The sequence below is a fragment of the Ferdinandcohnia sp. SAFN-114 genome, assembly GCF_059415045.1.
On the sequence record NZ_JBPFDQ010000001.1, the window covers coordinates 41,305 to 65,550 of the forward strand.

At 37.5% G+C, this 24,246-nt stretch carries 22 protein-coding genes; 3 read left to right on the top strand and 19 right to left on the bottom strand.

Annotated elements, in window-relative coordinates; translation table 11 throughout:
* Nucleotides 1-24: 24 nt before the first annotated feature.
* A complete protein-coding gene (locus ACR65M_RS00215) occupies nucleotides 25-1,806 on the top strand; it encodes an N-acetylmuramoyl-L-alanine amidase family protein (protein WP_440272231.1) in 1,782 nt (593 codons plus the stop codon).
* Nucleotides 1,807-1,853: 47 nt separating this feature from the next.
* Here ACR65M_RS00215 and dtd read toward each other — a convergent pair whose 3' ends face one another.
* From dtd to ACR65M_RS00250, 7 genes are all read right to left on the bottom strand, one after another.
* Nucleotides 1,854-2,294 carry a D-aminoacyl-tRNA deacylase gene (gene dtd / locus ACR65M_RS00220; protein ID WP_440272232.1) on the bottom strand — a complete coding sequence of 147 codons (441 nt, stop codon included), beginning with the start codon at nucleotides 2,292-2,294 and terminating at the stop codon, nucleotides 1,854-1,856.
* Between the two features lie 13 nt (nucleotides 2,295-2,307).
* Nucleotides 2,308-4,497 (bottom strand): RelA/SpoT family protein, encoded by a 2,190-nt coding sequence (locus ACR65M_RS00225; protein ID WP_440272233.1) that lies wholly within the window; start codon nucleotides 4,495-4,497, stop codon nucleotides 2,308-2,310.
* A 229-nt stretch (nucleotides 4,498-4,726) separates the two neighbouring features.
* On the bottom strand, nucleotides 4,727-5,239 hold the full coding sequence (locus ACR65M_RS00230; protein ID WP_121447738.1) for an adenine phosphoribosyltransferase: 513 nt from the start codon (nucleotides 5,237-5,239) through the stop codon (nucleotides 4,727-4,729).
* Entirely contained in the window at nucleotides 5,239-7,593 is a 2,355-nt protein-coding gene (gene recJ, locus ACR65M_RS00235; protein WP_440272234.1) for a single-stranded-DNA-specific exonuclease RecJ, read from the bottom strand. Before recJ ends, ACR65M_RS00230 begins: the two co-directional genes overlap by 1 nt.
* 86 nt (nucleotides 7,594-7,679) lie before the next feature.
* Nucleotides 7,680-8,576 carry a cation diffusion facilitator family transporter gene (locus ACR65M_RS00240; protein WP_341330760.1) on the bottom strand — a complete coding sequence of 299 codons (897 nt, stop codon included), beginning with the start codon at nucleotides 8,574-8,576 and terminating at the stop codon, nucleotides 7,680-7,682.
* 137 nt (nucleotides 8,577-8,713) lie between these two features.
* A complete protein-coding gene (secDF, locus tag ACR65M_RS00245; RefSeq protein ID WP_440272235.1) occupies nucleotides 8,714-10,960 on the bottom strand; it encodes a protein translocase subunit SecDF in 2,247 nt (748 codons plus the stop codon).
* Nucleotides 10,961-11,239: 279 nt separating this feature from the next.
* Complete coding sequence (locus tag ACR65M_RS00250; RefSeq protein ID WP_341333516.1) at nucleotides 11,240-11,521, bottom strand: post-transcriptional regulator; 282 nt, start codon at nucleotides 11,519-11,521, stop codon at nucleotides 11,240-11,242.
* A 272-nt stretch (nucleotides 11,522-11,793) separates the two neighbouring features.
* Between ACR65M_RS00250 and spoVB the strand changes: the two genes are divergently transcribed.
* The gene (gene spoVB / locus ACR65M_RS00255) at nucleotides 11,794-13,356 is read left to right on the top strand and encodes a stage V sporulation protein B (RefSeq protein WP_440272236.1); all 1,563 of its coding nucleotides are present in this window, start codon (nucleotides 11,794-11,796) and stop codon (nucleotides 13,354-13,356) included.
* Nucleotides 13,357-13,386: 30 nt separating this feature from the next.
* On the opposite strand, the gene ACR65M_RS00260 is transcribed toward spoVB, so the two are convergent.
* Complete coding sequence (locus ACR65M_RS00260; protein WP_440272237.1) at nucleotides 13,387-14,052, bottom strand: DUF421 domain-containing protein; 666 nt, start codon at nucleotides 14,050-14,052, stop codon at nucleotides 13,387-13,389.
* Nucleotides 14,053-14,260: 208 nt separating this feature from the next.
* Between ACR65M_RS00260 and ACR65M_RS00265 the strand changes: the two genes are divergently transcribed.
* Nucleotides 14,261-14,644, top strand: coding sequence for a TIGR04086 family membrane protein (locus tag ACR65M_RS00265; protein WP_121447731.1), 384 nt, complete (start codon nucleotides 14,261-14,263; stop codon nucleotides 14,642-14,644).
* 48 nt (nucleotides 14,645-14,692) lie between these two features.
* On the opposite strand, the gene yajC is transcribed toward ACR65M_RS00265, so the two are convergent.
* The 11 genes from yajC to thrR all read right to left on the bottom strand — a co-directional run bounded on the left by yajC (nucleotide 14,693) and on the right by thrR (nucleotide 24,231).
* Entirely contained in the window at nucleotides 14,693-14,953 is a 261-nt protein-coding gene (gene yajC, locus ACR65M_RS00270; RefSeq protein WP_099352139.1) for a preprotein translocase subunit YajC, read from the bottom strand.
* 46 nt (nucleotides 14,954-14,999) lie between these two features.
* Nucleotides 15,000-16,139, bottom strand: a complete 1,140-nt coding sequence (tgt, locus tag ACR65M_RS00275; protein WP_121447730.1) for a tRNA guanosine(34) transglycosylase Tgt — start codon at nucleotides 16,137-16,139, stop codon at nucleotides 15,000-15,002.
* Between the two features lie 65 nt (nucleotides 16,140-16,204).
* Nucleotides 16,205-17,230, bottom strand: coding sequence for a tRNA preQ1(34) S-adenosylmethionine ribosyltransferase-isomerase QueA (gene queA, locus ACR65M_RS00280; RefSeq protein ID WP_440272238.1), 1,026 nt, complete (start codon nucleotides 17,228-17,230; stop codon nucleotides 16,205-16,207).
* Between the two features lie 26 nt (nucleotides 17,231-17,256).
* Nucleotides 17,257-17,448 (bottom strand): DUF2905 domain-containing protein, encoded by a 192-nt coding sequence (locus ACR65M_RS00285; RefSeq protein ID WP_099352136.1) that lies wholly within the window; start codon nucleotides 17,446-17,448, stop codon nucleotides 17,257-17,259.
* A 195-nt stretch (nucleotides 17,449-17,643) separates the two neighbouring features.
* Entirely contained in the window at nucleotides 17,644-18,645 is a 1,002-nt protein-coding gene (gene ruvB / locus ACR65M_RS00290; RefSeq protein WP_341330756.1) for a Holliday junction branch migration DNA helicase RuvB, read from the bottom strand.
* 13 nt (nucleotides 18,646-18,658) lie between these two features.
* Nucleotides 18,659-19,261 (bottom strand): Holliday junction branch migration protein RuvA, encoded by a 603-nt coding sequence (gene ruvA / locus ACR65M_RS00295; RefSeq protein ID WP_121447727.1) that lies wholly within the window; start codon nucleotides 19,259-19,261, stop codon nucleotides 18,659-18,661.
* 110 nt (nucleotides 19,262-19,371) lie between these two features.
* Nucleotides 19,372-19,899 (bottom strand): BofC C-terminal domain-containing protein, encoded by a 528-nt coding sequence (locus tag ACR65M_RS00300; protein ID WP_341330755.1) that lies wholly within the window; start codon nucleotides 19,897-19,899, stop codon nucleotides 19,372-19,374.
* A 177-nt stretch (nucleotides 19,900-20,076) separates the two neighbouring features.
* Nucleotides 20,077-20,982, bottom strand: a complete 906-nt coding sequence (locus ACR65M_RS00305) for a YhcN/YlaJ family sporulation lipoprotein (RefSeq protein WP_440272239.1) — start codon at nucleotides 20,980-20,982, stop codon at nucleotides 20,077-20,079.
* 225 nt (nucleotides 20,983-21,207) lie between these two features.
* Entirely contained in the window at nucleotides 21,208-22,644 is a 1,437-nt protein-coding gene (gene safA, locus ACR65M_RS00310) for a SafA/ExsA family spore coat assembly protein (RefSeq protein ID WP_440272240.1), read from the bottom strand.
* 280 nt (nucleotides 22,645-22,924) lie between these two features.
* Nucleotides 22,925-23,779: a prephenate dehydratase gene (pheA, locus tag ACR65M_RS00315; protein ID WP_440272241.1), complete on the bottom strand. Its 855-nt coding sequence runs from the start codon at nucleotides 23,777-23,779 to the stop codon at nucleotides 22,925-22,927.
* Between the two features lie 11 nt (nucleotides 23,780-23,790).
* Nucleotides 23,791-24,231, bottom strand: coding sequence for a transcriptional regulator ThrR (thrR, locus tag ACR65M_RS00320; RefSeq protein ID WP_099362046.1), 441 nt, complete (start codon nucleotides 24,229-24,231; stop codon nucleotides 23,791-23,793).
* Nucleotides 24,232-24,246 lie beyond the last annotated feature (15 nt).

Below are 24,246 nucleotides of genomic sequence, written 5' to 3' on the forward strand. Positions count from 1 at the left end.
CTTTTTACTCAAGGAGGCTTTTACGTGTTACACAAGATTTTTAAAATAGGACTAGCGTTCCTACTCGCGATTATTTTTTCAGTTACAACCAACCCGGGAAATCTTACAAAAGCTGAACAAATCGCAATTATTGACACCACCATACTAAACGTGAGGGACGGCCCCGGACTCTCCTACTCAAGAACTGCACAGGTCAAACAAGGAGAGAAATTTACCATCATCGAAAGAAAAAATGATTGGGTAAAGTTACAACTTTCTACTGGAAAAACAGGCTGGGTAGCTTCTTGGCTTATTAAAGAAACTCAAACTAATTCTACCCAATCCGGTACTTCGTCCACCGTTGTTTCAACTGTAGATGGACTTAGATTTCGTAGCGGTCCAGGAACAGGATTCCAAGTGATCGGATCGTTAAACAAGGGAAATGAAGCTGGTTTTATTGAAGCAAATGATAATTGGTCAAAAATCTCTTATAAAGGACATATTGGCTGGGTTTCCTCACAATTCTTAACAACAAAGCAAACATCTGGTTCTACGAATTCAAAACCAAATTCAAATTCTGGTACATCAAAGAAAACAGGAACTGTTACAGCTTCAATCTTAAATGTACGCGATCAACCTAATTCGCAAGGAAGAATTGTAGGAAAGTTAAAGCAAAATGCTACTGTTACGATTACTAATGAAAGAGAAAAATGGTTAGAAATTAAATTTAGCAGTGGCTCTGCTTGGATACATAGGGATTTTGTTGCAGGCATTTCTTCTTCAGGAGAAAAACCATCTCAGCCTGCTGCACCTCCACAAAGTCCAACAAATCAAGGAAAAATTGGAAAAGTGACAGCATCCAGCTTAAATGTGCGAGATAGTGGCTCCCTTTCAGGGAGAATCATTGGCAGTTTGAAGCAGGGGAATAAAGTCACTATTCATGAAGAAGTAAATAATTGGAGCCATATTACGTTGCCAAATGGGAATAAAGGATGGGTCGCTAGTTGGTATCTTGACGTTCAGTTGGATTCACAACGTGAAACCCCAAACAACTCTGAATCTACTGTAAAGATTCTTTACAATGGAACAAATATTCGTTCAGGTTCATCTACTTCAACTTCAGTGGTTGCTCGTGCGAATGAAGGGGATTCCTTTGCAATGGTAGCAAAGGAGGGTGACTGGTATAAAATCAACCTTCCCGGCAATAAAATTGGATATGTTGCAGGTTGGCTCGTTTCCTTTAGTGGATCAAACCAAATTGTAGAAAGACCTGGTGTTAATCAATATTTAAAGGGAAAAACTATCGTGATTGATCCTGGTCATGGCGGAAATGATAGTGGAGCCATTGGAGTAAGTGGTACTTATGAGAAAACACTAAATCTACGTACAGCAAGAATGGTATTTGATAAATTAAGTGCATCAGGTGCAAATGTAGTTCTGACACGAAATAGCGATAATTATGTCAGTCTTCGCTCAAGAGTGAGTATTTCACATTATCGAAGTGCAGATGCTTTTGTAAGTATCCATTATGATAGCATTTATGATCGAAATGTTCGTGGCGTTACATCCTATTATTATAAAAACAGCGATGTTGGACTCGCTTCTAACATTCAAAAAGAGTTAGTCAAGAATACAGGATTTAAAAACAGAGAACACCGTCTAGGTAATTATCAAGTGTTACGTGAGAACCTTAATCCATCTGTTTTATTAGAATTAGGATTTCTCAGTAATCCGACTGAAGAATATACAGTTAACACAAATACGTTCCAAGAAAATGTTTCGAATGGAGTCTATTATGGACTAGCTCAATATTTTAAGGGAAAATAATTTTTCAACAAAAATGCCCCAAAAGCAAATCGCTTTTGAGGCATTTTTTATTTACTCTCAATGATTAAAGTAACTGGTCCAACATTTGTGAATTGAACATCCATCATTGCTCCAAATGAACCTGTTTCAACATGTACACCTTTTTCACGAATTTCTGCATTAAAAAGGTCATACATTTTTTCTGCAAATTCAGGTTTAGCAGCGTCCATAAAGTTTGGACGCCTTCCCTTTCGGCAATCCCCGTATAACGTGAATTGAGATACTGAAAGAATATCTCCTTTAACATCAAGCAGTGATTGATTCATTTTCCCTTCATCATCTTCAAAAATACGAAGGTTCACAATCTTGTCTGCTACATATTTAATATCTTCCAATGTATCGGTATGTGTAATTCCAACTAAAAGCATTAAACCATTTTTAATGGCTCCGACTACTTCATTTTGAACCACTACACTCGCGTTTTTTGCACGTTGTACAACAACTTTCATGACAACTTATCTCCTAACTCATGACACGTCGAACTGAATAAATATCACGAATTTGCTTAATCCGTTCTACAACTTTATGAAGATGACTTACATTTTGTATGGAAATCGACATGTTGATTGTAGCTACTTTATTACGGTCGGATCTTCCGGAAACAGCTGAAATATTCGTCTTTGTTTCATTAACAGCCTGAAGAACCTCATTTAATAATCCACGACGATCAAATCCGTTTAACTCAATTTCAACATTAAATTCTTTACGATCATTTATATTACTTTCCCATTCAACCTCAATGAGTCGCTGCTGAGCATCCTCAGTATGAACATTTTGACAATCTGCACGATGTACGGATACACCTCTACCTTTAGTAATGAATCCAACAATTTCATCTCCAGGTACCGGATTACAACATTTTGAGAGGCGGATTAGTAAGTTATCAATCCCTTGAACCTGTACGCCCGAATCACGTCTTTTCGAACGAGATGAAACTTGTTTAACCTCAGATACGGTTTCAATAACTTGTTCTAAGTCACGCTGTTTTCTCAATTTATCAGTCAATCGATTTGCAATTTGAGCTGCAGTAATGCCGTTATATCCAATCGCTGCATACATATCCTCTTCATTTGAAAAATTAAATTTCTCAGCAACCCTTTTTATATTATCAGGTGTTAAAATATCCTTTACTTCAAATTCCAAGTTGCGAATTTCTTTTTCAACAAGCTCTTTCCCTTTTTCAATATTCTCTTCACGACGTTGCTTTTTGAAGAACTGACGAATCTTATTTTTAGCTTGGGATGTTTGGGCGAGTTTAATCCAGTCCTGGCTTGGGCCATAGGAATGCTTCGAAGTTAGTATCTCAATGATATCCCCTGTTTTCAACTGATAATCTAAGGTCACCATTTTTCCATTTATTTTTGCACCAATTGTTTTATTACCAATTTCCGAGTGAATGCGGTATGCAAAGTCAATCGGAACAGAACCAGATGGTAATTCTATGACATCACCTTTAGGTGTAAAGACGAAAACCATGTCAGAAAACAAATCAATTTTTAAGGACTCCATAAATTCTTCGGCATTTGACGCATCATTTTGCCATTCTAATATTTCACGGAACCATGTTAATTTTTCCTCAAATGACGATTGTGTGTTGACCTGTTTCCCTTCTTTATATGCCCAATGCGCTGCAATCCCGTATTCGGCAATTTGGTGCATCTCAACAGTTCGAATTTGAACTTCCAGTGGGTCACCCTTCGGACCAATTACTGTAGTGTGTAAGGATTGATACATATTTGGCTTAGGCATCGCAATATAATCTTTGAATCTTCCTGGCATCGGCTTCCAGCAAGTATGGATGATTCCTAAGACTGCATAACAATCTTTAATGCTATTTACAACGATTCTTACTGCAAGTAGATCATAAATCTCATTAAATTGTTTATTTTGGAGAACCATTTTCCGATAAATGCTATAGATATGTTTAGGTCGGCCTGAAATATCAGCTTTGATCGAAACCTCATCAACATGTTCTTTAACATCTTTAATGACTTCCTCGAGATACTCCTCGCGTTCCGCACGTTTCTTTTTCATCAGGTTAACAATCCGATAGTATTGCTGTGGATTTAAATATCTTAAAGCTGTATCTTCAAGCTCCCATTTAATTTTAGATATCCCAAGTCGATGTGCTAATGGAGCAAAAATTTCAAGCGTCTCATTGGAAATCCTGCGCTGTTTTTCTGGTGGGAGATGCTTTAAAGTACGCATGTTGTGCAATCGGTCAGCTAGCTTGATTAAAATAACACGAATGTCCTGAGCCATTGCAACAAACATTTTACGATGATTTTCAGCCTGTTGTTCTTCCTGAGATTTGTATTTAATTTTTCCTAACTTTGTGACTCCATCGACAAGCATCGCTACTTCCGGAGTAAATGCATCACTAATTTCTTGAAGCGTTACATTCGTGTCTTCCACTACATCGTGTAGAAAACCACCCGCAATTGTTGAAGGATCCATCTCAAGATCAACTAAAATGCCTGCCACTTGAACGGGGTGAATGATGTACGGTTCACCAGATTTGCGAAACTGCTCGCGATGAGCTTCTTCAGCAAATTTATAAGCTCGTTCAATAAATTCCAGATCCTTATTATTCAAATATTTTCTTGCCTTTTCTATCACTTGCTCAGGAGTTAAGACCTGTTCGTTTGCCATGGATTTTATCACCTTTTTATAAATTGAAGATTCAAATATAGTCTCTTTGAATCATTTTTAAAATATAGAATTAAAAAGATTATTGTTTCTATTATCTTGAAAATCTTGATAGATGTAAAGGGAAATAACATAAATATAAACTATAAAGTCTAAAAATTCTTTACCTACGGGTTGTAGAAAGGATTCTATTAAAAAAAGCACTCAATCTGAGCGCTTTTCAATTTACATCTTAATACTGCATAAGGGTTAATACATCATAACCATCGAGCTTGTCACGACCATCTAGGTAAGTAAGTTCGATAAGGAATGCGATTCCTGCAACAATACCACCAAGCTGTTCTACAAGTTTAATTGTTGCTTCGATTGTTCCACCAGTAGCTAATAAGTCATCTGTGATTAATACACGTTGACCCGGTTTAATAGCATCTTTATGGATTGTTAAAACATCTTTACCGTACTCAAGGCCATAATCCACTTTAATTACATCTCTAGGTAGTTTTCCTTCTTTTCTAACAGGAGCAAATCCTACACCATGTGAATAAGCGACTGGACACCCAATAATGAAACCACGAGCCTCTGGTCCAACAACAAGGTCAATTTCTTTTTCCCTAGCATATTTCACAATTAGGTCTGTAGCATATTTATACGCTTCACCGTCATTCATTAAAGGAGTAATATCCTTAAATTTAATTCCTGGCTTTGGATAATCGTCAACAATTTCAATATACTTTTTTAAATCCATTAATTAATTGCCTCCTCAAGCGAATGCGAACCTTTATTTATTGCATCAAACCATTGCTTTAATTGTTGATATGATGAATACAATAATTGCTTTTCCAATTCAATTCGTTTTGCTTTTAATTGGTATGTTCTCGATTCAGTCAAATCCCTTTTCTTAGCTTGATTTGATAATGAAATAAATCCATTGTCTATTTTAACAAAATCTAATTCAAAAAACACCTGTGACATAAAATCAATTGTTTCCGTTGACCATCCTCTATATTTTGCTAACTCGTGCGCATAGCGATTCATATCAAACGGACCTTTTTTTGCCAGAAATGCATAAAACCATTTAAAATGTTCCCGAGTCGGGATTGTACTGAAAAAATGATCCTGCTCATGGAAAAATAATGTATAAATCCGATTTGGAAAACTAGTATCAAACAGTACTTTTATCAATTCATCATCTTCTGGCAAGTCAAGAAGTACAACATGCTTTGAATCTAGTTGCAGCTCTGTCGCCTCTTCAAAGGAGGAAATTACCGTTACGTCGTAATTAGACAGACCAAGTTTTTGAATAGTTTCCTGAGCAAATGAAACTAATCGGAGTTTATCATCTTTGATTTTTTCTAAATAGGATAAAAAATCACGCATCCCACGAATATCAAATAATTGCCACTCATGAACAGCTATATCCTGTAACATAATTTGAGGCTTTCTATTATTATTCCATTCATTAATAGATAATTCTCCTATAACGGAAACCTTCGATAGCGGTGAGATTCCGTCAACAGCATGTCCTAATCCAAATCCAACTCCATCTAAAGCTATTTGGTCTTCCTGAAGCACAATTTTTAAATGACTTTGATCAGACCCAATTCTTCGAAGCGAATTGATTTCAACATCATTGATTTGCACAGTGGGTTTTGGGTTTCCCATTCCAAATGGTGCTAATTTGTTCAACTCTAGTATAGTTTCAATCGAAACATCTTGTATATGGCAAACAGCATCTACAGCTGTGATAGGTTGAAAGTCTTCTGGTGTTAGGACCTTATCTGCAATTGTATTAAGACGATTTCTTAAGTCGGCCACATCTTCTACTTGCAGTGTCATTCCAGCTGCCATTGGATGCCCACCAAAATGCGGTAAAATATCACGACATGTTGATAGATTCTCGTATAGATTAAAACCTTCAATACTTCTTGCTGAGCCTTTTGCCAGACCTTTTTCAGAATCAATACTTAAGACAATTGTTGGCCGGTAGAAACGGTCAACTAATCTAGAAGCAACAATTCCGATCACCCCAGGATTCCAGCCTTCCCTTGCAATGACTAATACTGAATGTGAAGAAGGTGGAAAGTTTTCCTCTACTTCTTGAATGGCCTCTTGAGTCATTTGATTGACTAATTGCTGCCTTTCTTTGTTCAGTTCATCGATTTCATCGGCTATATATGCTGCTTCTTCTAAATCATTTGTTAATAATAAATCAACTGCAGGATCTGCAGATTGCAATCGACCTACCGCGTTTATGCGTGGACCGATTGCAAATCCAACTGTTTCTTCAGAAATGTCACTAGATTCGATCTTGGCTTTTTTTAATAATGCTCTTAAACCTGGCCGCTTTGTATTTTGTAACGCCCTTATTCCCTTTTTTGCAAGGAGTCGATTCTCCCCAGTTAATGGAACTAAATCAGCAATTGTTCCAATAACTGCTACATCTAATAAATCTGTAGGGACCTCTCCTCGTAAAGCATGAGCTACTTTAAATGCTACCCCAACTCCTGCCAATTCCTTAAACGGATACTGGCTATTCGGCTTTTTCGGATGGATAATCGCTGTTGCTACGGGTAACACGGGACCAACCTCGTGGTGATCCGTAATGATTAAGTCAATACCTAATTCTTTTGCAACCTCTGCTTCATGAAGCGCAGAAATACCTGTATCTACAGTAATAATAAGTGAGATTCCTTCCGATTTTGCCCAACGAAAAGCTGTTTCATTTGGGCCATAACCTTCCGTGAATCGATTAGGAATATAAAATTCAACATTGGCACCTTTTTCTTTTAAAGCAGTAACCATGACGGTCGTACTGCTCACACCGTCCGCATCATAATCACCAAACACTAAAATCTGTTCCCCATTTTTAATGGCCTTAGTAATTCTGTCAATAGCCGTATCCATTTGGTCCAATAAAAATGGATCGTGGAACTCAAGTAAATCTGGTTCTAAAAATTCACGTGCTTCCTGAACGGTTGTAATTCCTCTATTCACTAGTAGGGATGCTACTAGAGGTGTAACTTGCAGTTCATTAACTAGTAGATTTGCGTTAGCCTGGTTGTAATCATTTACTTTCCAACGAGTTTTAGATTGTAACAAAAGTTTCACCCCTTAACCATACTATTATATCGAAGCTTTGGGCGTGTTACAACGATTGACATTTTTTATATAGTAGGTTTCCATTTTCAGTCATCATCAGAGTATGGATTGATATGAATAAAAACGTTCTGGACCTCTGCATATTCCATCAGTTTTGCTTTTACCTTTTTCCCAACCTTATGTCCATCTTCAACAGTCATGTAAGGATCGACAGAAATTTTCAAATCAACAATAACATAATGTCCATGCTCGCGAGCATGGAGTTCCGTAATTTTTTTTACTTCTGGAACGGACAGAACCAATTCTCTATATTCAGTTGTATCTTCATCATGTAACACATGATCTAATGTATTGTGTATTGCTTCCGTTCCAAATTCCCAGGCCATTTTTACAATTAAAACAGCAACAACTAACCCCGCAACCGGGTCAGCATAAACAAGCCAGTCAATTCCTAAATAGCCACCAAGAATAGCTCCCACAATGCCCACAAGCGTAGCAATGGAAGCAAAGACGTCAGATCGGTCATCATATGCATTAATTATTAGTGCATCGCTCTTAATTTTTTTTCCGAGATTATATTTATAGCGAAACATGATTTCTTTAATGATGATGGAGAATAGGACAGCATAAATAGCCATCGTCTTTGGAACATCGATAGGCTTAAAAAAAGCCTCAATTGATGCTTTTCCGATTTCAAATCCGACTAGTGCCAGTAGTACAGCAACAATGATGGCCGAAACAGACTCTGCTTTACCATGACCATATGGATGATCTTCATCTGGTGGCCTTTTAGCAGCACGGACCCCAACGAAAACTGCAACAGACCCTGCCACATCAGATGCAGAATGGACCGCGTCTGCAATCAGCGCACGACTATTGGATTGTACCCCAATCACCCATTTTATAATCGCTAGAATGATATTCCCCACTACACCGATAATTATGGCTTTTTCTGCTTGTTTAAAACGATCGTTCTCTTTCAAAAAATCCTCATCCTTCCCATGTAAGTTTGAGAACAAAAATGCGCTTTTTTCATCTGCGCATACGCCATGCTTTTTAGTGTATCCATATTCAAAGAGAAAATAAAAAGTCGTGAAAAATCACGACTTTTACTAATATGTTATACCTGTTGTTTTGATTCAGACTGTGCTGGACGTTTTTTAGTAATTTGCTTTGTCTTCCATACTAACCATAATTGTGCTGCAATGAAAATAGATGAATACATACCAGCTACTAAACCAATTGTTAAGGCGAAAGAAAAATTGGTAATTGCCTGTCCACCTAATAATAATAAAGCAACACTTGTGAAGATAACAGTTATAGCAGTATTAACGGAACGTCCTAATGTTTGTCTTAATCCATTATTTACAATACTTGCAAGATCTTCATATGTTTTAACACGCTTTTTCTTCTTATAAAGTTCACGAATTCTATCGAACGTAACAATTGTATCATTAATTGAGTAACCAATAATGGTTAAAATAGCAGCGATAAATGTTACATCTACTTCAAGTCGTGTAACACTAAAGATAACAATCATAAAGAGAGCATCGTGGAATAGTGCAACAATTGCTGCAAGCCCCATTAACCACTCAAATCGGAATGCAACATAGATAATAATACCCGCCATCGCAATTAAGCTTGCGATAAAGGCATTTCTAGCTAATTCTTTTCCAACTGTTGGAGAGACTGTGCTAACGTTAGGGTCTGCCCCATACAGGTCATGGAAATGAGCTTTTAGTTCGTTTACTTTATCTTTAGATAGCTCATCTGCAAAACGAGCCACACCAATATCACTATTATCTCCTGAAATCAAGATTTCCTTAGCCTCTAGATCAAGCTTACTAAGTTCATCTGTGAACTCTTCTTGAGAGATTGGGTGGTCAGCGAGCACTTCCATACGGGTACCAGCAACAAAATCAATTCCGAGATTAAGCCTAAAGATTACCAATACTGCTATGCCCAAGATAACCATTATACCAGATGCTATAAAGAATTTATTTTTTTGTTTCGCAAAATCAAAACGATCAAATCGAGTTGGATAATTTCCTTCCTCATCGGCATCGGCTAGGTTTCGAATGTCACTTTGTTTAACGCCAAACCAGCTTGGTTTCTTATTTAGAAATTTACTATTTACCCATAGTCCAAGTAATAATCTGCTACCATATACAGCAGTTATAAAGCTTAGCAAAATACTAACGATTAACATAGTAGCAAAGCCTTTTACAGCACTTGTCCCAAAAATAAATAGTACTACACCTGCTAAAAGAGTTGTAATGTTTGCATCAAAGATTGTTAGGAATGAGTTTTTACTTCCTGACCGATACGCAGATAAGATAGACTTTCCGGACTTAATTTCTTCCTTTATTCTTTCATAGGTAATAATATTTGCATCGACGGCCATACCTACTCCAAGGATTAAGGCCGCAATGCCTGGTAGTGTAAGAACTGCATTCATCCAATCAAATACTAATAAGTTTAAATAAACAAAGATACTTAATGTAATAGCAGCAATCAGTCCAGGGAATCGGTAAAAAATAAGCATAAATAATAGCACTAAGAATATACCAATTGCCCCTGCGAAAACAGTTTTATCTAGAGCTTGCTCACCAAATTTTGCTCCAACAGATGTGGAATAGATTTCTTCTAAATCAACAGGTAGTGCCCCAGCATTTAACAATGAAGCGAGTTCTTTTGCCGATTCAACTGTAAAGCTGCCTCCTTCTATTGAGACCGTCTTTCTATTGAATACTTCATTAACAGATGCTGCAGAAAGGTACTTTGGATTTGGCTTCTTACTTTCAGCCTCAAAGGAATCCACACCTTCTTCAAAATCCAACCATATCACCATTAAATTGTTTGGAGCTTGGTCAAGAACTTTTTGTGTAGCATTTTTTAGGTCATCTGAATTTTTAACGGTTAGAGAAACGGCTGGTTTTCCCATTTGGTCGAACGCCTGACTAGCACCATTTTGCGCTAGTTGTGAGCCGTCAAGTAAAACGTTATCGTTTACATCTCTGAATGTTAGTTTAGCTTGTGTAGATAGGATGTCACGAACCTTTTGTTGGTCTTCAACACCCGCTAATTGCACACGAATGCGATCCTTACCTTCAATTTGAATATTTGGTTCATTTACCCCTAGTACGTTTACACGGTTATTTAAGGCATTCACCGTACTTACTAAGGCTTCCCTATCAATTACATCGCCTTTCTTAGCAGGTTGTACCTCATAAAGGATTTCAAAACCACCTTGAAGATCGAGTCCTAATTTAATATTTTTTGCGGTATCTGTACCGGTTACTCCGATTAATGCTCCAAAGAGAAGCACCAATACAAAAAACACCACAATGCGGCCTTTTTTAACCATAAGTATGTATATCCTCCTTTATATAAGAAAAGCGAAAGGTGCCCTGCCTATCGGTTACAAGCATAAGACGAGCGCTTGCAGAAGGCGCACTTGCCTTCAAAAGCGATTGGCTTATGTCCACTGGCCGATGGAGCCAAGAGCTTGACAATTCTATTCTAGTAAAAAACCTAGCCTGTCCTTTAAGCCCTCCATCACAATTATGAAACAATGCGATTTTGATGTCAATTACAGCTTTTGTGAATATTAATACTACATCTAAATAATTTAAGGTTCTATGAATTATAGTAATTTTTCTAAAGCGGCTTTTCCTTCACCTTCAAACCAATTCGGTGCTTTAAAAGCCTCTACAGTTGCATAGTTCATATAATCTCCAACTTTTACTCCGAGAATATCACTGACAATTTGGTGCAATTGCTTTTCTTCTCTTTCTTTTCTCCATGTTTTACTTTTCATGAACTCCCACAGTTCTTCCTCTTTAACGCTGTCGTATCCATAAAGTACGAATTCTTCCAGCTTGCTCTTTAAAAATGGACGAACTGTTTCACGATACTTGTCATACATGTGATTCTCTGATTGACTCACTCATCATCTCTCCCATTTTTCAACTAACTAATCAAATGCGCCTTGGCGTATTTGTGCCTAGATTTTTTCGAGCTTGCTCGAAAAGATTCCTTTCAAAATCTGTGGCATCCGCCGGAGGCTTTAACTATATTCAGTATAAGTTTTGACCTCTACTGAATATAGTTAACAATACTTGTCATGCTTGGCCACCTACTTAGCATATAGTTAATTGTAAATGATATCACCTTTTTTGAGAAGGTAGGGAAAATGAATTGTCAAAGCAAACATTCCTTAAAGGTACGTTAATATTAATTATTGCAGGTCTCATTACTAGAATATTGGGGTTTATTAATAGAATTGTTGTCGCCCGTCTTATTGGTGAAGAAGGTGTGGGGCTGTATATGATGGCAATCCCTACATTTGTCCTCACCATTACATTAACCCAGATGGGACTTCCAGTGGCCATATCGAAATTAGTAGCTGAAGCAGAGGCACAGGGTGATAGAAGAAAAATTAAAAAAATCTTGGTTGTTTCCCTATCCATTACTGGGACATTAAGTATTATTTTTACACCTATGATGATTTTTCTTGCACCATTATTATCTGAGACGCTTCTAACCGATGAAAGGACATATTATCCTTTGTTAGCAATATCACCGATTGTCCCAATCGTAGCGATATCTTCTGTTCTCCGTGGTTATTTTCAAGGTCGTCAAAATATGAAGCCACCTGCCTATTCACAGGTAATTGAACAAGTCGTCAGAATTACCTTAGTGTATGTATTTACGAATGCGTTTTTACCAATGGGGATTGAATACGCTGCAGCAGGTGCAATGCTTTCTGCCGTTGTGGGAGAATTAATGTCACTCATTTATTTATTCTTTATGTTCAAACTGAAAAAACGAATCCGAATCCGGCATAACTTTTTTAAATCAGCTAAGCACGGAAAGGAAACTTTCAATGATTTGACACGAATTGCGGTTCCAACATTAGGCAGTAGAATGATTGGATCGATTTCTTGGTTTTTTGAACCGATTGTCGTTGCCCAAAGCTTAGCCATTGCAGGCGTCGTAACACATATCGCGACCAGACAATACGGGGAGTTAACCGGTTTTGCATTACCACTACTTATGCTTCCTTCATTTATTACGACTTCACTTTCTACGGCACTTGTGCCTTCTATAAGTGAAGCAGCAGCAAAAAAGCAAACATTATTAATTGAATATCGTCTCAAACAGGCGTTACGATTATCTCTTGTTTCAGGTGGCTTAGCAATTGTTGTTTTATATGTGTTTGCTTCACCAGTAATGGAGCTAATGTATGGGAATAGTAATTCAGCCATTTATATAAAAGTAATGGCTCCGTTTTTTATCTTTTATTACTTCCAAGGTCCACTTCAAGCAACCTTGCAGGCTCTTGATTTAGCCAAAGCTGCAATGATTAATAGTTTTATCGGTAATTTTATAAAAACTGGCGCAATTTTTATTCTAGCAACAAGACCTTCCCTTGGGATTATGGGGGCAGCTCTTGCTATTGTCATTGGAATGATGCTTGTAACCTTGCTGCACTTTTCAACAATTGTAAAAGTGATTTCCTATAGTTTTTATGTTAAGGACTATATAAAGAGTGGTATAACCATGGTTCTAGCAGGAATAGGTGGTCATTACTTTTATCAATTCTGTTTAACGGATGGTTCCCTTGCTATGAGAACACTGTCAGCAATTGGTGTTACATCATTCATTTATATTGTTTTATTATTTGTATTTAAGCTTTTAACAAAAGAGGAAGTTAAGAGAATTCCGTTTATTGGACCAAAGCTTGCAGCACTTTTGTAATTACTAAGCCAGAAGGTAACCCGACCGTGGTTACCTTTTTTCATCTTTTATATCTACATGCAGTTTTCCATGATGATAATTACAAATAGAAATTTTCTTAATATCACTATAACCTAATTTCTTCAACTCAGATCGGAGCCAAAATTCTGTCTTATTAATTTGTGTTAAATGTTCCACTTGTATTTCTCCATCAAGAACGACTGGTAAATCAATTGTATAGTCTGAGAAATCAGAAGGTTCATTATTACTTTTTTCCAACACGGACAATTCTCCTGATGACTCAAGTATAGCAAATTCCACATCAGCTAAATTTTTTATGTTTTTTTCACGTAGTTGCATCATAAGATCATCATGATTATATCGTTGCTGTCTCATAGCATGTTCATCAATTTTACCCCTATTCACAATAACTGTAGGACGTCCATCGATGAGTTCTCTAAGTTTTTTACTTTTTAACGACAGCAGGGCTAGTAAGTATTGTATCCCCATTAGTAAAATCATTGGTATTAGTGAATGGAGTATTGGGTCTCTAGTACTCTCGATACCGATAACAGCCATCTCTGCAATCATCATAAAAACGACTAAATCGATAAGACTGAGTTCCCCAATTTCCCGTTTACCCATTAACCGAAAAATTGTTAACAAGATAACATAAAGTAAAATAGTCCTCCCTACAATGATGAGGTATTCTTCCAATGAAAGTCCCCCCTCTCAAATGGATCCCTAATATATAAAACACATACTGCAACTTAGTGTGCTCAAATTCTCTTAAAACATTATTCGAATTTTTCCTGATATGTTAAATGGACAAGAAAAGTTTGTACTTTTTATTCTAATTCATTGTGATAGTGAATATGCTCGTACTAAGGGTTATCTGTATACATTTGAGGGGGAGAGAATCGATATGAGGAAAATGGGAGTTGCAATGGTTTATGGTGTGGTAGCAATTTTTTTAATTGTTATTGTATCTAGTTTACTAATCTCACTATTACTTCGATTTACTTCACTTCAGGAATCTTCAATGTCCTGGGTGATTTTAGGGGCTTCCTTCCTTGCTCTTTTCATCGGTGGTTTTGTTTCAGGTGGAAAAGGAAAGGAAAAAGGTTGGCTCATTGGTGGAGGCACAGGTATTTTATATTCTATCATTGTATTCATTGTTCAATTCTTAGGGTATGATGCTACATTCACTGCGGAACAAACAATGTATCATGTTGGTTTTTTAGCGGCAGCTGTAATTGGTGGAATTTTCGGTGTAAATATGACCACTCCTTCAAGAAGAGATGCTTAATAGAAAAACAAAAAAGAGCGCCCGAGTCGCTCTTTTTTTTATGAAAAATTAGTCCTTGATGACATCACGTACTGCTTGTCTGTCATATGTAAGATTTGCATTTCCAGATTTAATAATAATCTTGTTTTCGTCAATTGCATCAACTGTTCCGTGTAAACCGCCTACAGTTACAACCTTATCCCCTTTTTGCAGGTTAGATTGCATATTAAGAGTAGCTTTTTGACGCTTTTGTTGTGGACGAATTAACAAGAAATAGAAAATCGCAAACATTAGAATCAAAGGACCAACTGTTCCTAAAATACCTTCCATTTATTTCACCTCCCGACTCTATCTTTTTTTTTCATTTTTTCTTTAGTTAGAAGTTTTTCGCGTTCGGCTTATTAAAACCATATCGCTCAAAAAATTCTTCACGGAAGTCTCCAAGACGATCTTCGCGAATCGCTTGACGGACTTGCTCCATTAATTTTAACAGAAAATGAAGATTATGATAAGTAGTAAGTCTTATTCCGAATGTTTCACTTGTTTTTATTAAGTGTCTAATATAAGCACGGCTATAATTTTTGCATGTATAACAATCGCAATTTTCGTCCAACGGTCCAAAATCACGTGCATACTCCGCGTTTTTAACAACTAATCTTCCTTCGCTAGTCATAAGCGTTCCATTCCTAGCAATTCTAGTTGGTAGTACACAGTCAAACATATCAATGCCACGAATTGCTCCATCGATCAAGGAATCCGGCGAACCAACACCCATTAAATATCTAGGCTTATTCGTTGGTAAAAGTGGTGTTGTAAACTCGAGTACCCTGTTCATAACGTCTTTAGGCTCACCAACAGATAAGCCACCTACAGCATAGCCTGGGAAGTCTAGGGATACTAAATCCCTTGCACTTAGTTTACGAAGTTCCTCATATTCCCCTCCCTGAACAATACCAAATAGTCCCTGGTCATGTGGGCGACTATGTGCCTGTATGCATCTTTCAGCCCAACGACTGGTACGTTCAACAGATTTCTTCATATATTCAAAGCTAGCTGGATATGGTGGACACTCATCAAATGCCATCATAATATCTGAGCCAAGTGCATTTTGTATCTCCATTGCTTTTTCTGGTGACAAAAATAACTTATCTCCATTTAAATGATTACGGAAATGAACGCCTTCTTCTTTAATTTCTCTAAATTCACTTAAACTAAATACCTGAAATCCTCCCGAATCAGTGAGAATTGCTCGATCCCAGTTCATGAATTTATGCAAGCCACCCGCTTCTTTGATGATTTCATGGCCTGGTCTTAACCATAGATGGTAGGTATTACTTAGAATAATACCAGCACCCATCTCCTTAAGGTCTTCTGGTGACATTGTCTTTACCGTTGCAAGTGTTCCCACTGGCATGAAAGCAGGTGTTTCAAAAGAACCGTGCGGGGTATGTACAATTCCTAGTCTCGCACCTGTTTGCTTACAAGTCTTAATATGTTCGTATCTTATTGCTGTCACTTATATGTCTCCTTTATCGTGGGTGTGATAACTCACCACCCGAAATATCAAATTTGGACTGTGTCTTACTTAATTAGCATTGCATCTCCGAAGCTAAAGAATCGATACCGTTCTTTTACTGCTTCGTTATACGCATGAAGTATATTCTCGCGTCCGGCCAGTGCACTTACAAGCATAATCAGTGTTGACTTTGGAAGATGGAAGTTTGTTATAAGACCATCAATTGCCTCATACTGATATCCTGGGTATATAAATATATTCGTCCAACCGCTTGATTCAACGAATTTGCCATTGTTTTTCACAATCGTTTCAAGGGTTCTAGTTGAGGTAGTTCCCACAGAAATGATTTTACCGCCATTTCTTTTTACCTCATTTAGTAAATTAGCAGTTTCCTCTGTCATTTGATAAAATTCAGAATGCATATCATGATCTTCAATTGTGTCTGCGCTGACGGGACGAAATGTTCCTAACCCAACATGCAAGGTAATAAAAGCTGTATGTACTCCCTGATCACGGATTTGCTGTAAAAGTTCTTCTGTAAAATGCAGCCCAGCTGTAGGCGCTGCTGCTGAACCACGATGTTTTGCATACACTGTTTGATATCGTTCTTTGTCATCCAATTGCTCATGAATATAAGGGGGCAATGGCATCTCGCCTAAGGCTTCCAAAACTTCATAAAATATACCTTCATAATGAAAGTTCAACATTCTTCCACCGTGATCACCGATTGACGTACACGTTGCTTTTAATCGCCCATCACCAAAGGTTAACACAGTACCTTCTTTCACACGTTTTGCAGGCTTTACAAGAGTCTCCCAATTATCACCGTCTTTTTGTTTTAAAAGGAGTACTTCTACTTTTGCACCCGTGTCCTCTTTTACCCCATAAAGTCTTGCTGGCAACACACGTGTATCGTTTAAGACTAGGCAATCTCCTTTATTTAGATAAGATAGGATTGAACGAAAATGAGTATGAGTAATTGCCCCTGTCTCTTTGTCCACTACCATTAAGCGCGAAGCTTCTCGATTTTCCAGCGGTGTTTGTGCAATTAATTCCTCCGGTAAATCAAAATCAAATAATTCTACTTTCATATTTCCACCTAATTTCTACTGACTTTCTAACGAAACTTACCAAATACGTAAAAAATTAATGATAATACAATACTAATTACAATAGATGTAACGATTGGAAAATAAAATGTGGTATTTCCTTTTTTCACTACAATATCCCCAGGCAGTTTTCCTATAAAATGCATAATAAAACCGACTACTAATAGTAGAATCCCCATTATCATTAGCATTTTACCCATTTTAACTTTATTCACTCCTTATAAGGTATTGGAACGAAGGCATCTATTTGTAAAATCAATTTTCGTGTAGGATAAAAACTTAATTGAATAAAGTTAAAAAGCCTCCGGCGGATGCCACAATTTTTCAAAGGTAATTTTTCGAGCGAGCTCGAAAAAAATCGGGCGCATATACGCCAAGGCGTATATGATTAGGTATTACTCCTTTGGAACCTCAATTTGAAAATGTCGATATACTTGTTCAGTTACAATTCGACCACGCGGGGTTCGTTGCAAGAAACCAATTTGCAGAAGGTAAGGCTCATATACATCTTCAATCGTATGCGCCTCCTCGCCGATCGTTGCAGCAATCGTCTCGAGACCAACCGGACCACCTCGAAATTTCTCAATGATTCCTCTAAGTAATTTATGGTCAATATGATCAAGACCTAAACGGTCAACCTGTAGCAATTCTAGAGCAATATCTGCCATTTGTGTTGTAATGGTACCATTGCCACGTACCTGTGCGAAGTCTCTTACTCGTCTTAGTAAACGGTTCGCAATCCTTGGAGTCCCTCTTGATCGTCTCGCAATTTCTTTGGCTGCTTGTCCATCAATTTCTACTTCCAACAATTCAGCTGTTCTTGTTACAATACCAGCTAATTGATTTTCAGTGTAATATTCAAGTCGACTCAGCACCCCAAATCGATCCCTAAGAGGTGCAGATAATGAGCCAGCACGTGTTGTTGCTCCAACTAAAGTAAAGGGGGGTAAGTCAAGTCGAACAGAACGTGCCCCCGCTCCCTTACCAATCACGATATCCAAACAGAAATCCTCCATCGCAGGATATAAAACCTCCTCGATGGACCTTTGAAGGCGATGAATTTCGTCAATAAAAAGGACATCACCAGGTTCAAGTGCTGTCAAAATAGCCGCTAAATCCCCAGGCCTTTCTATAGCTGGCCCTGAGGTTGTCCGTATATTTACACCCATTTCATTTGCGATAATCGTAGCTAGCGTTGTTTTTCCAAGTCCTGGAGGTCCATATAATAATACATGGTCCAGGGTTTCTTGTCTCATTTTAGCTGCTTCAATAAATATCGATAAATTTGATTTTACCTTTTCTTGACCAATATATTGAGCTAAGGTTTGTGGTCTGAGGCTTTGCTCGATTGCTGACTCTTCGTAATTGGCACTACCTGAAACGATTCTGTCCTCCATCCAAGCATCCTCCTTATTTTAATAGCTTTTGTAAAGCCTTTTTAATATATTGATCCGTTGAGAGCTTTTCTTTTCTTAGCTCTGGCAACACTTTATTGATTTCTCTCTCCGCATAACCTAACACCTTAAGCGCTTCAACTGCTTCATCAATTTCTGTGTGACTCGTATTATCCACAAATTCATGATCTTCACTAAACAAATCGGGATGGAGCGTTGGCATAAGGTCATGGAGCTTTCCTTTAAGATCTAATATAATTTGTCGAGCTGTCTTTTTCCCTACACCTGGAAACTTGACAAGGAATTTCTCATCCTCGTTTTCAATCGCACGAATGACTTGTTCTGGTTCCCCCGAAGCCAAAATCGCGAGTCCTCCCTTTGGACCAATCCCTGTAACATTTAAGAGTTTCAAAAATAAAGCACGCTCTTCACGTGTCTTAAAGCCATAAAGTGCTAATATATCTTCTCTTACATGCTGATATGTATAAACAATTTCCTTATTATTTTTTTTAAAAATAAACGGATTTGGTGTAAGAATTTGGTAGCCCACTCCATTATTTTCGATAACGATATATTCCGGATTTATGTAGTCAACCGTCCCTTTAATAAATTCAATCAAACTTATTCTCTCCCCTACTTTGCTGTACCCCATTTTATCATATTCGTCAAAAAAAGACTAAAAATAAAAGAGAGACTAGAAGGGGTCTAGTCTCTCAAAAATGTTTTATATCAAGGGGAGGATGTATAAGTTTTGTAGGTTTCAATGACATTAATATACTCATCTTTAGTCCCTATTTTGATTCCCTTTTTTAGTAAATCATGTTGATAACTTTCAAGCTTCTCAACGTCGATCTGAAAGAATGATTGGATAACCTTTTCTGATTCATCTGGTTTTCCATTAAAGATAGATAAAATTCCATCTTCCGTTATACCAAAATAGCCATTTGTTTTAAGCAAAGGTGAAATATCGTCTATTCGTTGTTGAAAAACAACTTGAGTATCATCTTGATGGACTAGGTTCCAGTCCTCATACTGTGCCCAAAAATCTTCCATTGATAGGATTGTTTCTTTTATTATTTCTTCACTTACCTCGCCGTCTACATAAACACGTTCAAGAATAACAGTGACCTCTAATGGACCGGTTACCTCTTGAACAGAATTATTATGTTCTTCTTTTAACTCGGCATTAATTCCAGAAAAGCTAGGCAATATAAAAACAATCGTTAGACAAACGATTACTTTTACAATCATTCTCATTTTGGCATCACCTCTTACAATTAGTTGCCAACTCTTATTTACACTTGTATATGACCGTCCCACACAAATTAGTTTGACCATTATTAACAAGAATATCCAATGTTTTTTGAAAAAATATTCCATAAAAAAAGGATGTCCCAAAGGACACCCAATTAAATATGCAATATGCAGGTTACGTTAACCCCTATTATGATTTGTGAATGGCTCACGAATAGCATCGCCAATGTTGTCAAAAAGGTCTTTTATGTCAGCATCAATTGTCTCACGTCTATTCCCGTTACGTATATCATTATCGATATCACGTACTCGTGTAAAAGTACCTTCATCTGTCACAACATTGACATTACGTTTTCCAACTAATGGCTGTACAACTTTTTCTACAGCGTCTTGGACATTATTACGATTTGAATTATCGTTCGTATCAACAGCAACTAAAACATTATCGTCTGTTACGATGACACGAGCATCATCAACATTTTTTACCTTTGAAGCACGTTCGGAAATTTTTCGAACTAAATTTCCGTTGTCATTGTAATATCCATATGTTTGTACTCTATGGTTATTGTCATTGAGATGGCTGTGATAGTTAGTATCGGAATGTCCATGTCCATTATCTCTAATTGTATTTGGGTTACCATCATTAAAAGGGTTAACTGTTCGACCATTACGGTTATTCATGATACCATTTCGACGTTGTTCGTCGCGATAATTCATGATCCCAGGACGATTTTTTCTTGTTTTATCATTGTTATTTACCATACCGGTTCTGTCATCGTTATTCCTGTTGTTCATGATGCCAGTGCGATTATTTCTGTCATTACGATTGTTCATAATACCGGTACGGTCATTCCTGTTATTCCCTGTGCGATCCATAATTTCTGTTAATGGACCATCATTGTCACGAAGACGGTTTCCATTTCCATCTTCATTATTTCGATTATTTTCATTCGAGTAATAACCGATTGGTCTAGCATTATCATTATAATCCTTGTTTGGACCCGCCCCTTGATTATCTGTATTACACGCCGTTAGACCACCAAGTAATAATGCTGCAGTCGAAACTGTATAGAGTATCTTCCTCAATACAATAACCCCCTTTGACCTTTTGAACATATCTACATGTTCACCTTTAGGTTGGCTTATCCAAAGGGGGATTATTTCTGTTAGTTTTTTGCAGGTTGTTTAAATCTTGGACAGACAAGTCTGTTTTTCTTTTTACATTATTAGAATTTATCTTTTATATAAATACTAAAAAAAATACAAGGACGAAAATGTATGATTTATTCGTCCTTCTTTATATGTTTATGATTAGTCGTCTAAGTCATCATCAACATCTGGCATGTTAAACATAGGGTTAAATGGCATTTGCTGATTTGGATTCATTCCAAACGGTGCACCCTGATATCCCGGGAATCCACCACCTTGGAACTGAGGTTGAAATGGTGGTTGGAATTGTCCTTGAAATCCTGGTTGCCCCATCATTGGGTAGCCTTGTTGCGGGAAATGTCCTGCAAATGGTGGTTTCGGTCCACCACAGCCACAATCTTTTTTATTATAAAATTGTGATGGCATCATTTGTGGATTCATTGGTCCAGCAAAACCTGGTCCTGGATTGTTAGCCATCACTGGACTTACGGCTTGTGGTGCAACTTGCATTGGCATATTTGGTCCGAAGCCAGCAGGTCCAGGGAAACCTCCATTAAATCCGTAACCCGGCATTACTGGAGTAACTGGTACACATGGCCCCATTGGAAACGGCGGTGCCTGCATTGGTGCCATTTGTGGCATTACAGGTACATCTTCAAATTCATCTTCTACACCTGCGACCATTTGAGGCATTTGTGCTTGCATAATATTAAAATTGTTAATATCGATTTCAAATGGATGTTGCGGTTGCATTTGAACAGGTGGCATTTGTACTGGCGCCATTTGAACAGGTAGCATTTCTTCTTTTACTTCCTCTTTTACCCCTTCTGTTCGAGGGAATCCTCCCATCGGATTAAATGGCCCTTGTTGTGGTGGGAATCCTCCCTGAAACCCTGGTACATAATTAAAGCCATACCCAGGCATAACTGGCGTAATTGGTACACAATTATTAAACATAGCTGGCTGTTGTAATGGCATTTGTGGCATTTGCTGCATTTGTGGCATTTGCGGCATTTCTGCTTCAAAATCCTCTTCTGGTCCAAAATCTTCTTCCGGCGCCATCATTCCAGGTAGAATATTGGTTGGTGGTGTTGGAATTTGTGGCATCCCCATTTCCATTAGATTAAAATTATTTATATCGATTTCTAGTGGCTGATATTGCGGCATTTGTGGTGGCGGTGCAACTGGCATCTGTGGTTGAGCAATTGGCATCTGCGGCATCACAAAAATCTGAGGCATTTGTGGCATTTGAGGAATATATGGTCCAGTCTCAACGCCCTTTACTTCCTCTTCAACCTCTGGTACCTCCTCTTCAAAATCCATTACAGGAAAAGGTTGTGGTGCAATTTCAGCAAATGGATGCTGAATCTGTTCCTCTTTCGGTGCTACATTAATCTGAGCCTCTTTTTTAGCACCACCAATTTGAGCTTCTTTTTTTACATGAACAGTTCCGGTTGGCACCTTAATTTTCATACCAGGCATAATCATATCGGGATTACTTAACTGAGTATTGACAGCTTTTAGTTCTTGGAAGTCGACCCCATATTTTTTTGCAATTTCCCATAAGGTGTCGCCTTTTTGAACGATATGGATCTTCACGCGATTTTCCCCTCCTATACATAAGTCAATACATACTATGTCAAAATAGGCAAATTGCCACTATTTCTCATCACAACTTATGCATAGGCTTCACAAATTATGTACAGCATGAGGGCTGGTCAAGCATAAAATGTCTGTAAAAATCAAATACACCTTGGAGTATTTGTCGTCCGATTTCTTTCGAGCTTCCTTGAAAAATTCTTTCAAAAAATAGATCATATCATCCGCTGGAGAATTAACTACAACTAAATAAAGTTAAAGACTCGACGAATTGCCGAGTCTAAATACGATAATATGGATAACTTCCTAATACAGTTACTCCGCTCCCTAGAGCTTCTAATTCAGCAATTGCACTTGGGATTAAAATTTCATCCATTCTTTGTTCAATATCAATTAAAAATAAATAATTACCAAGACCAGTTTTCATAGGTCTTGATTCGATTTTAGACAAATTTAACTTTCTCCAGGCAAAAACGGACAATACCTGATGTAACGCCCCGGCTTGATCGGAAGGCAATGTAACCATCAAGGTTGTTTTATCTCCTGTATTTTTCTTAGTTAAATCTAAATCTAACATTTCTTTATGTAAAACAACAAATCGTGTATGGTTATTATCAAAATCATGAATGTCATGTTTTACAATCGATAAACCATATTCCTTTGCCGCAAATGAGTTTGCAATAGCTGCATGATTCTGATCTGGATGCTCACTTACAAATTTAGCGGCTGCACCCGTTGAACTTGTTTCAATGGGCTGTATATTTGGAAAATGGTTATATAAAAATTTATGGCATTGCGCGATTGCATGTGGGTGTGAATAGATGCCTTGTACTTCTTCCCAATTGTTTGTATTGTTGGGATGCACCATTAAATGCTGTTTGATTGGAATTATCACTTCACCAATAATTTTAAGTTGTTTTACATGAATTAGATAATCAATTGTTAAATTAACCGTTCCTTCAATCGTATTTTCAATTGGAACGACAGCCACATCCACTTCCCCATTTTCTACTGCATCAATACATGCAGGGATTGTTCGATATGGTTTGTTTTCCTTACCGGGAAACAAGGCCGCAACCGCTTGTGCTGTGAATGTTGCATTCGGTCCTAAAAACCCGACATTAGTAATGTTCATCGATTTTCCCCCTATGCTCCTGTTCCAAGAATTTCAACTTTATCTACAAATTCAAGTTTACGAAGTCTAGCTAGGAGGTCAGTTACTTCACCATGCATACCAGATGTGTTTAATGAGAGTGTTACATTCGCTTTTCCCCTAAGCGGAATTGTTTGGTGGATTGTTAATACATTACAACCAGTATCTGCTACAGTTCTTAATAATTGAGAAAGGGTACCAGACCGGTCCTCGAGATGAAAAAACAATGAAATGATTTTTTCCTTAACAGTCGTATGAAAAGGGAATACAGTGTCTTTATATTTGTAATATGCACTTCTACTTAAGTCCACTTTCTGTGTTGCTTCTGCAATAGATTGTGCTTCTCCACTGTCTAATAGTTCCTTTGCATCCAATGTTTTACGAACTGCTTCTGGAAGTACATCCTCACGAACAAGATAGAATTTGCCATCCATGTAAGCTACTCCCCC

Excerpts from the sequence above, each read along its gene's own strand:
- thrR (WP_099362046.1), bottom strand. The coding sequence starts at position 24,231 with ATGGATGGCAAATTCTATCTTGTTCGTGAGGATGTACTTCCAGAAGCA.
- dtd (WP_440272232.1), bottom strand. The coding sequence starts at position 2,294 with ATGAAAGTTGTTGTACAACGTGCAAAAAACGCGAGTGTAGTGGTTCAA.
- yajC (WP_099352139.1), bottom strand. The coding sequence starts at position 14,953 with ATGGAAGGTATTTTAGGAACAGTTGGTCCTTTGATTCTAATGTTTGCG.
- pheA (WP_440272241.1), bottom strand. The coding sequence starts at position 23,779 with ATGAACATTACTAATGTCGGGTTTTTAGGACCGAATGCAACATTCACA.
- ACR65M_RS00250 (WP_341333516.1), bottom strand. The coding sequence starts at position 11,521 with ATGTATGACAAGTATCGTGAAACAGTTCGTCCATTTTTAAAGAGCAAG.
- ACR65M_RS00285 (WP_099352136.1), bottom strand. The coding sequence starts at position 17,448 with ATGGGTAAAATGCTAATGATAATGGGGATTCTACTATTAGTAGTCGGT.
- ACR65M_RS00265 (WP_121447731.1), top strand. The coding sequence starts at position 14,261 with ATGAGGAAAATGGGAGTTGCAATGGTTTATGGTGTGGTAGCAATTTTT.
- ACR65M_RS00300 (WP_341330755.1), bottom strand. The coding sequence starts at position 19,899 with ATGAGAATGATTGTAAAAGTAATCGTTTGTCTAACGATTGTTTTTATA.
- secDF (WP_440272235.1), bottom strand. The coding sequence starts at position 10,960 with ATGGTTAAAAAAGGCCGCATTGTGGTGTTTTTTGTATTGGTGCTTCTC.
- ACR65M_RS00230 (WP_121447738.1), bottom strand. The coding sequence starts at position 5,239 with ATGGATTTAAAAAAGTATATTGAAATTGTTGACGATTATCCAAAGCCA.
- ACR65M_RS00225 (WP_440272233.1), bottom strand. The coding sequence starts at position 4,497 with ATGGCAAACGAACAGGTCTTAACTCCTGAGCAAGTGATAGAAAAGGCA.
- ruvB (WP_341330756.1), bottom strand. The coding sequence starts at position 18,645 with ATGGAGGACAGAATCGTTTCAGGTAGTGCCAATTACGAAGAGTCAGCA.
- queA (WP_440272238.1), bottom strand. The coding sequence starts at position 17,230 with ATGAAAGTAGAATTATTTGATTTTGATTTACCGGAGGAATTAATTGCA.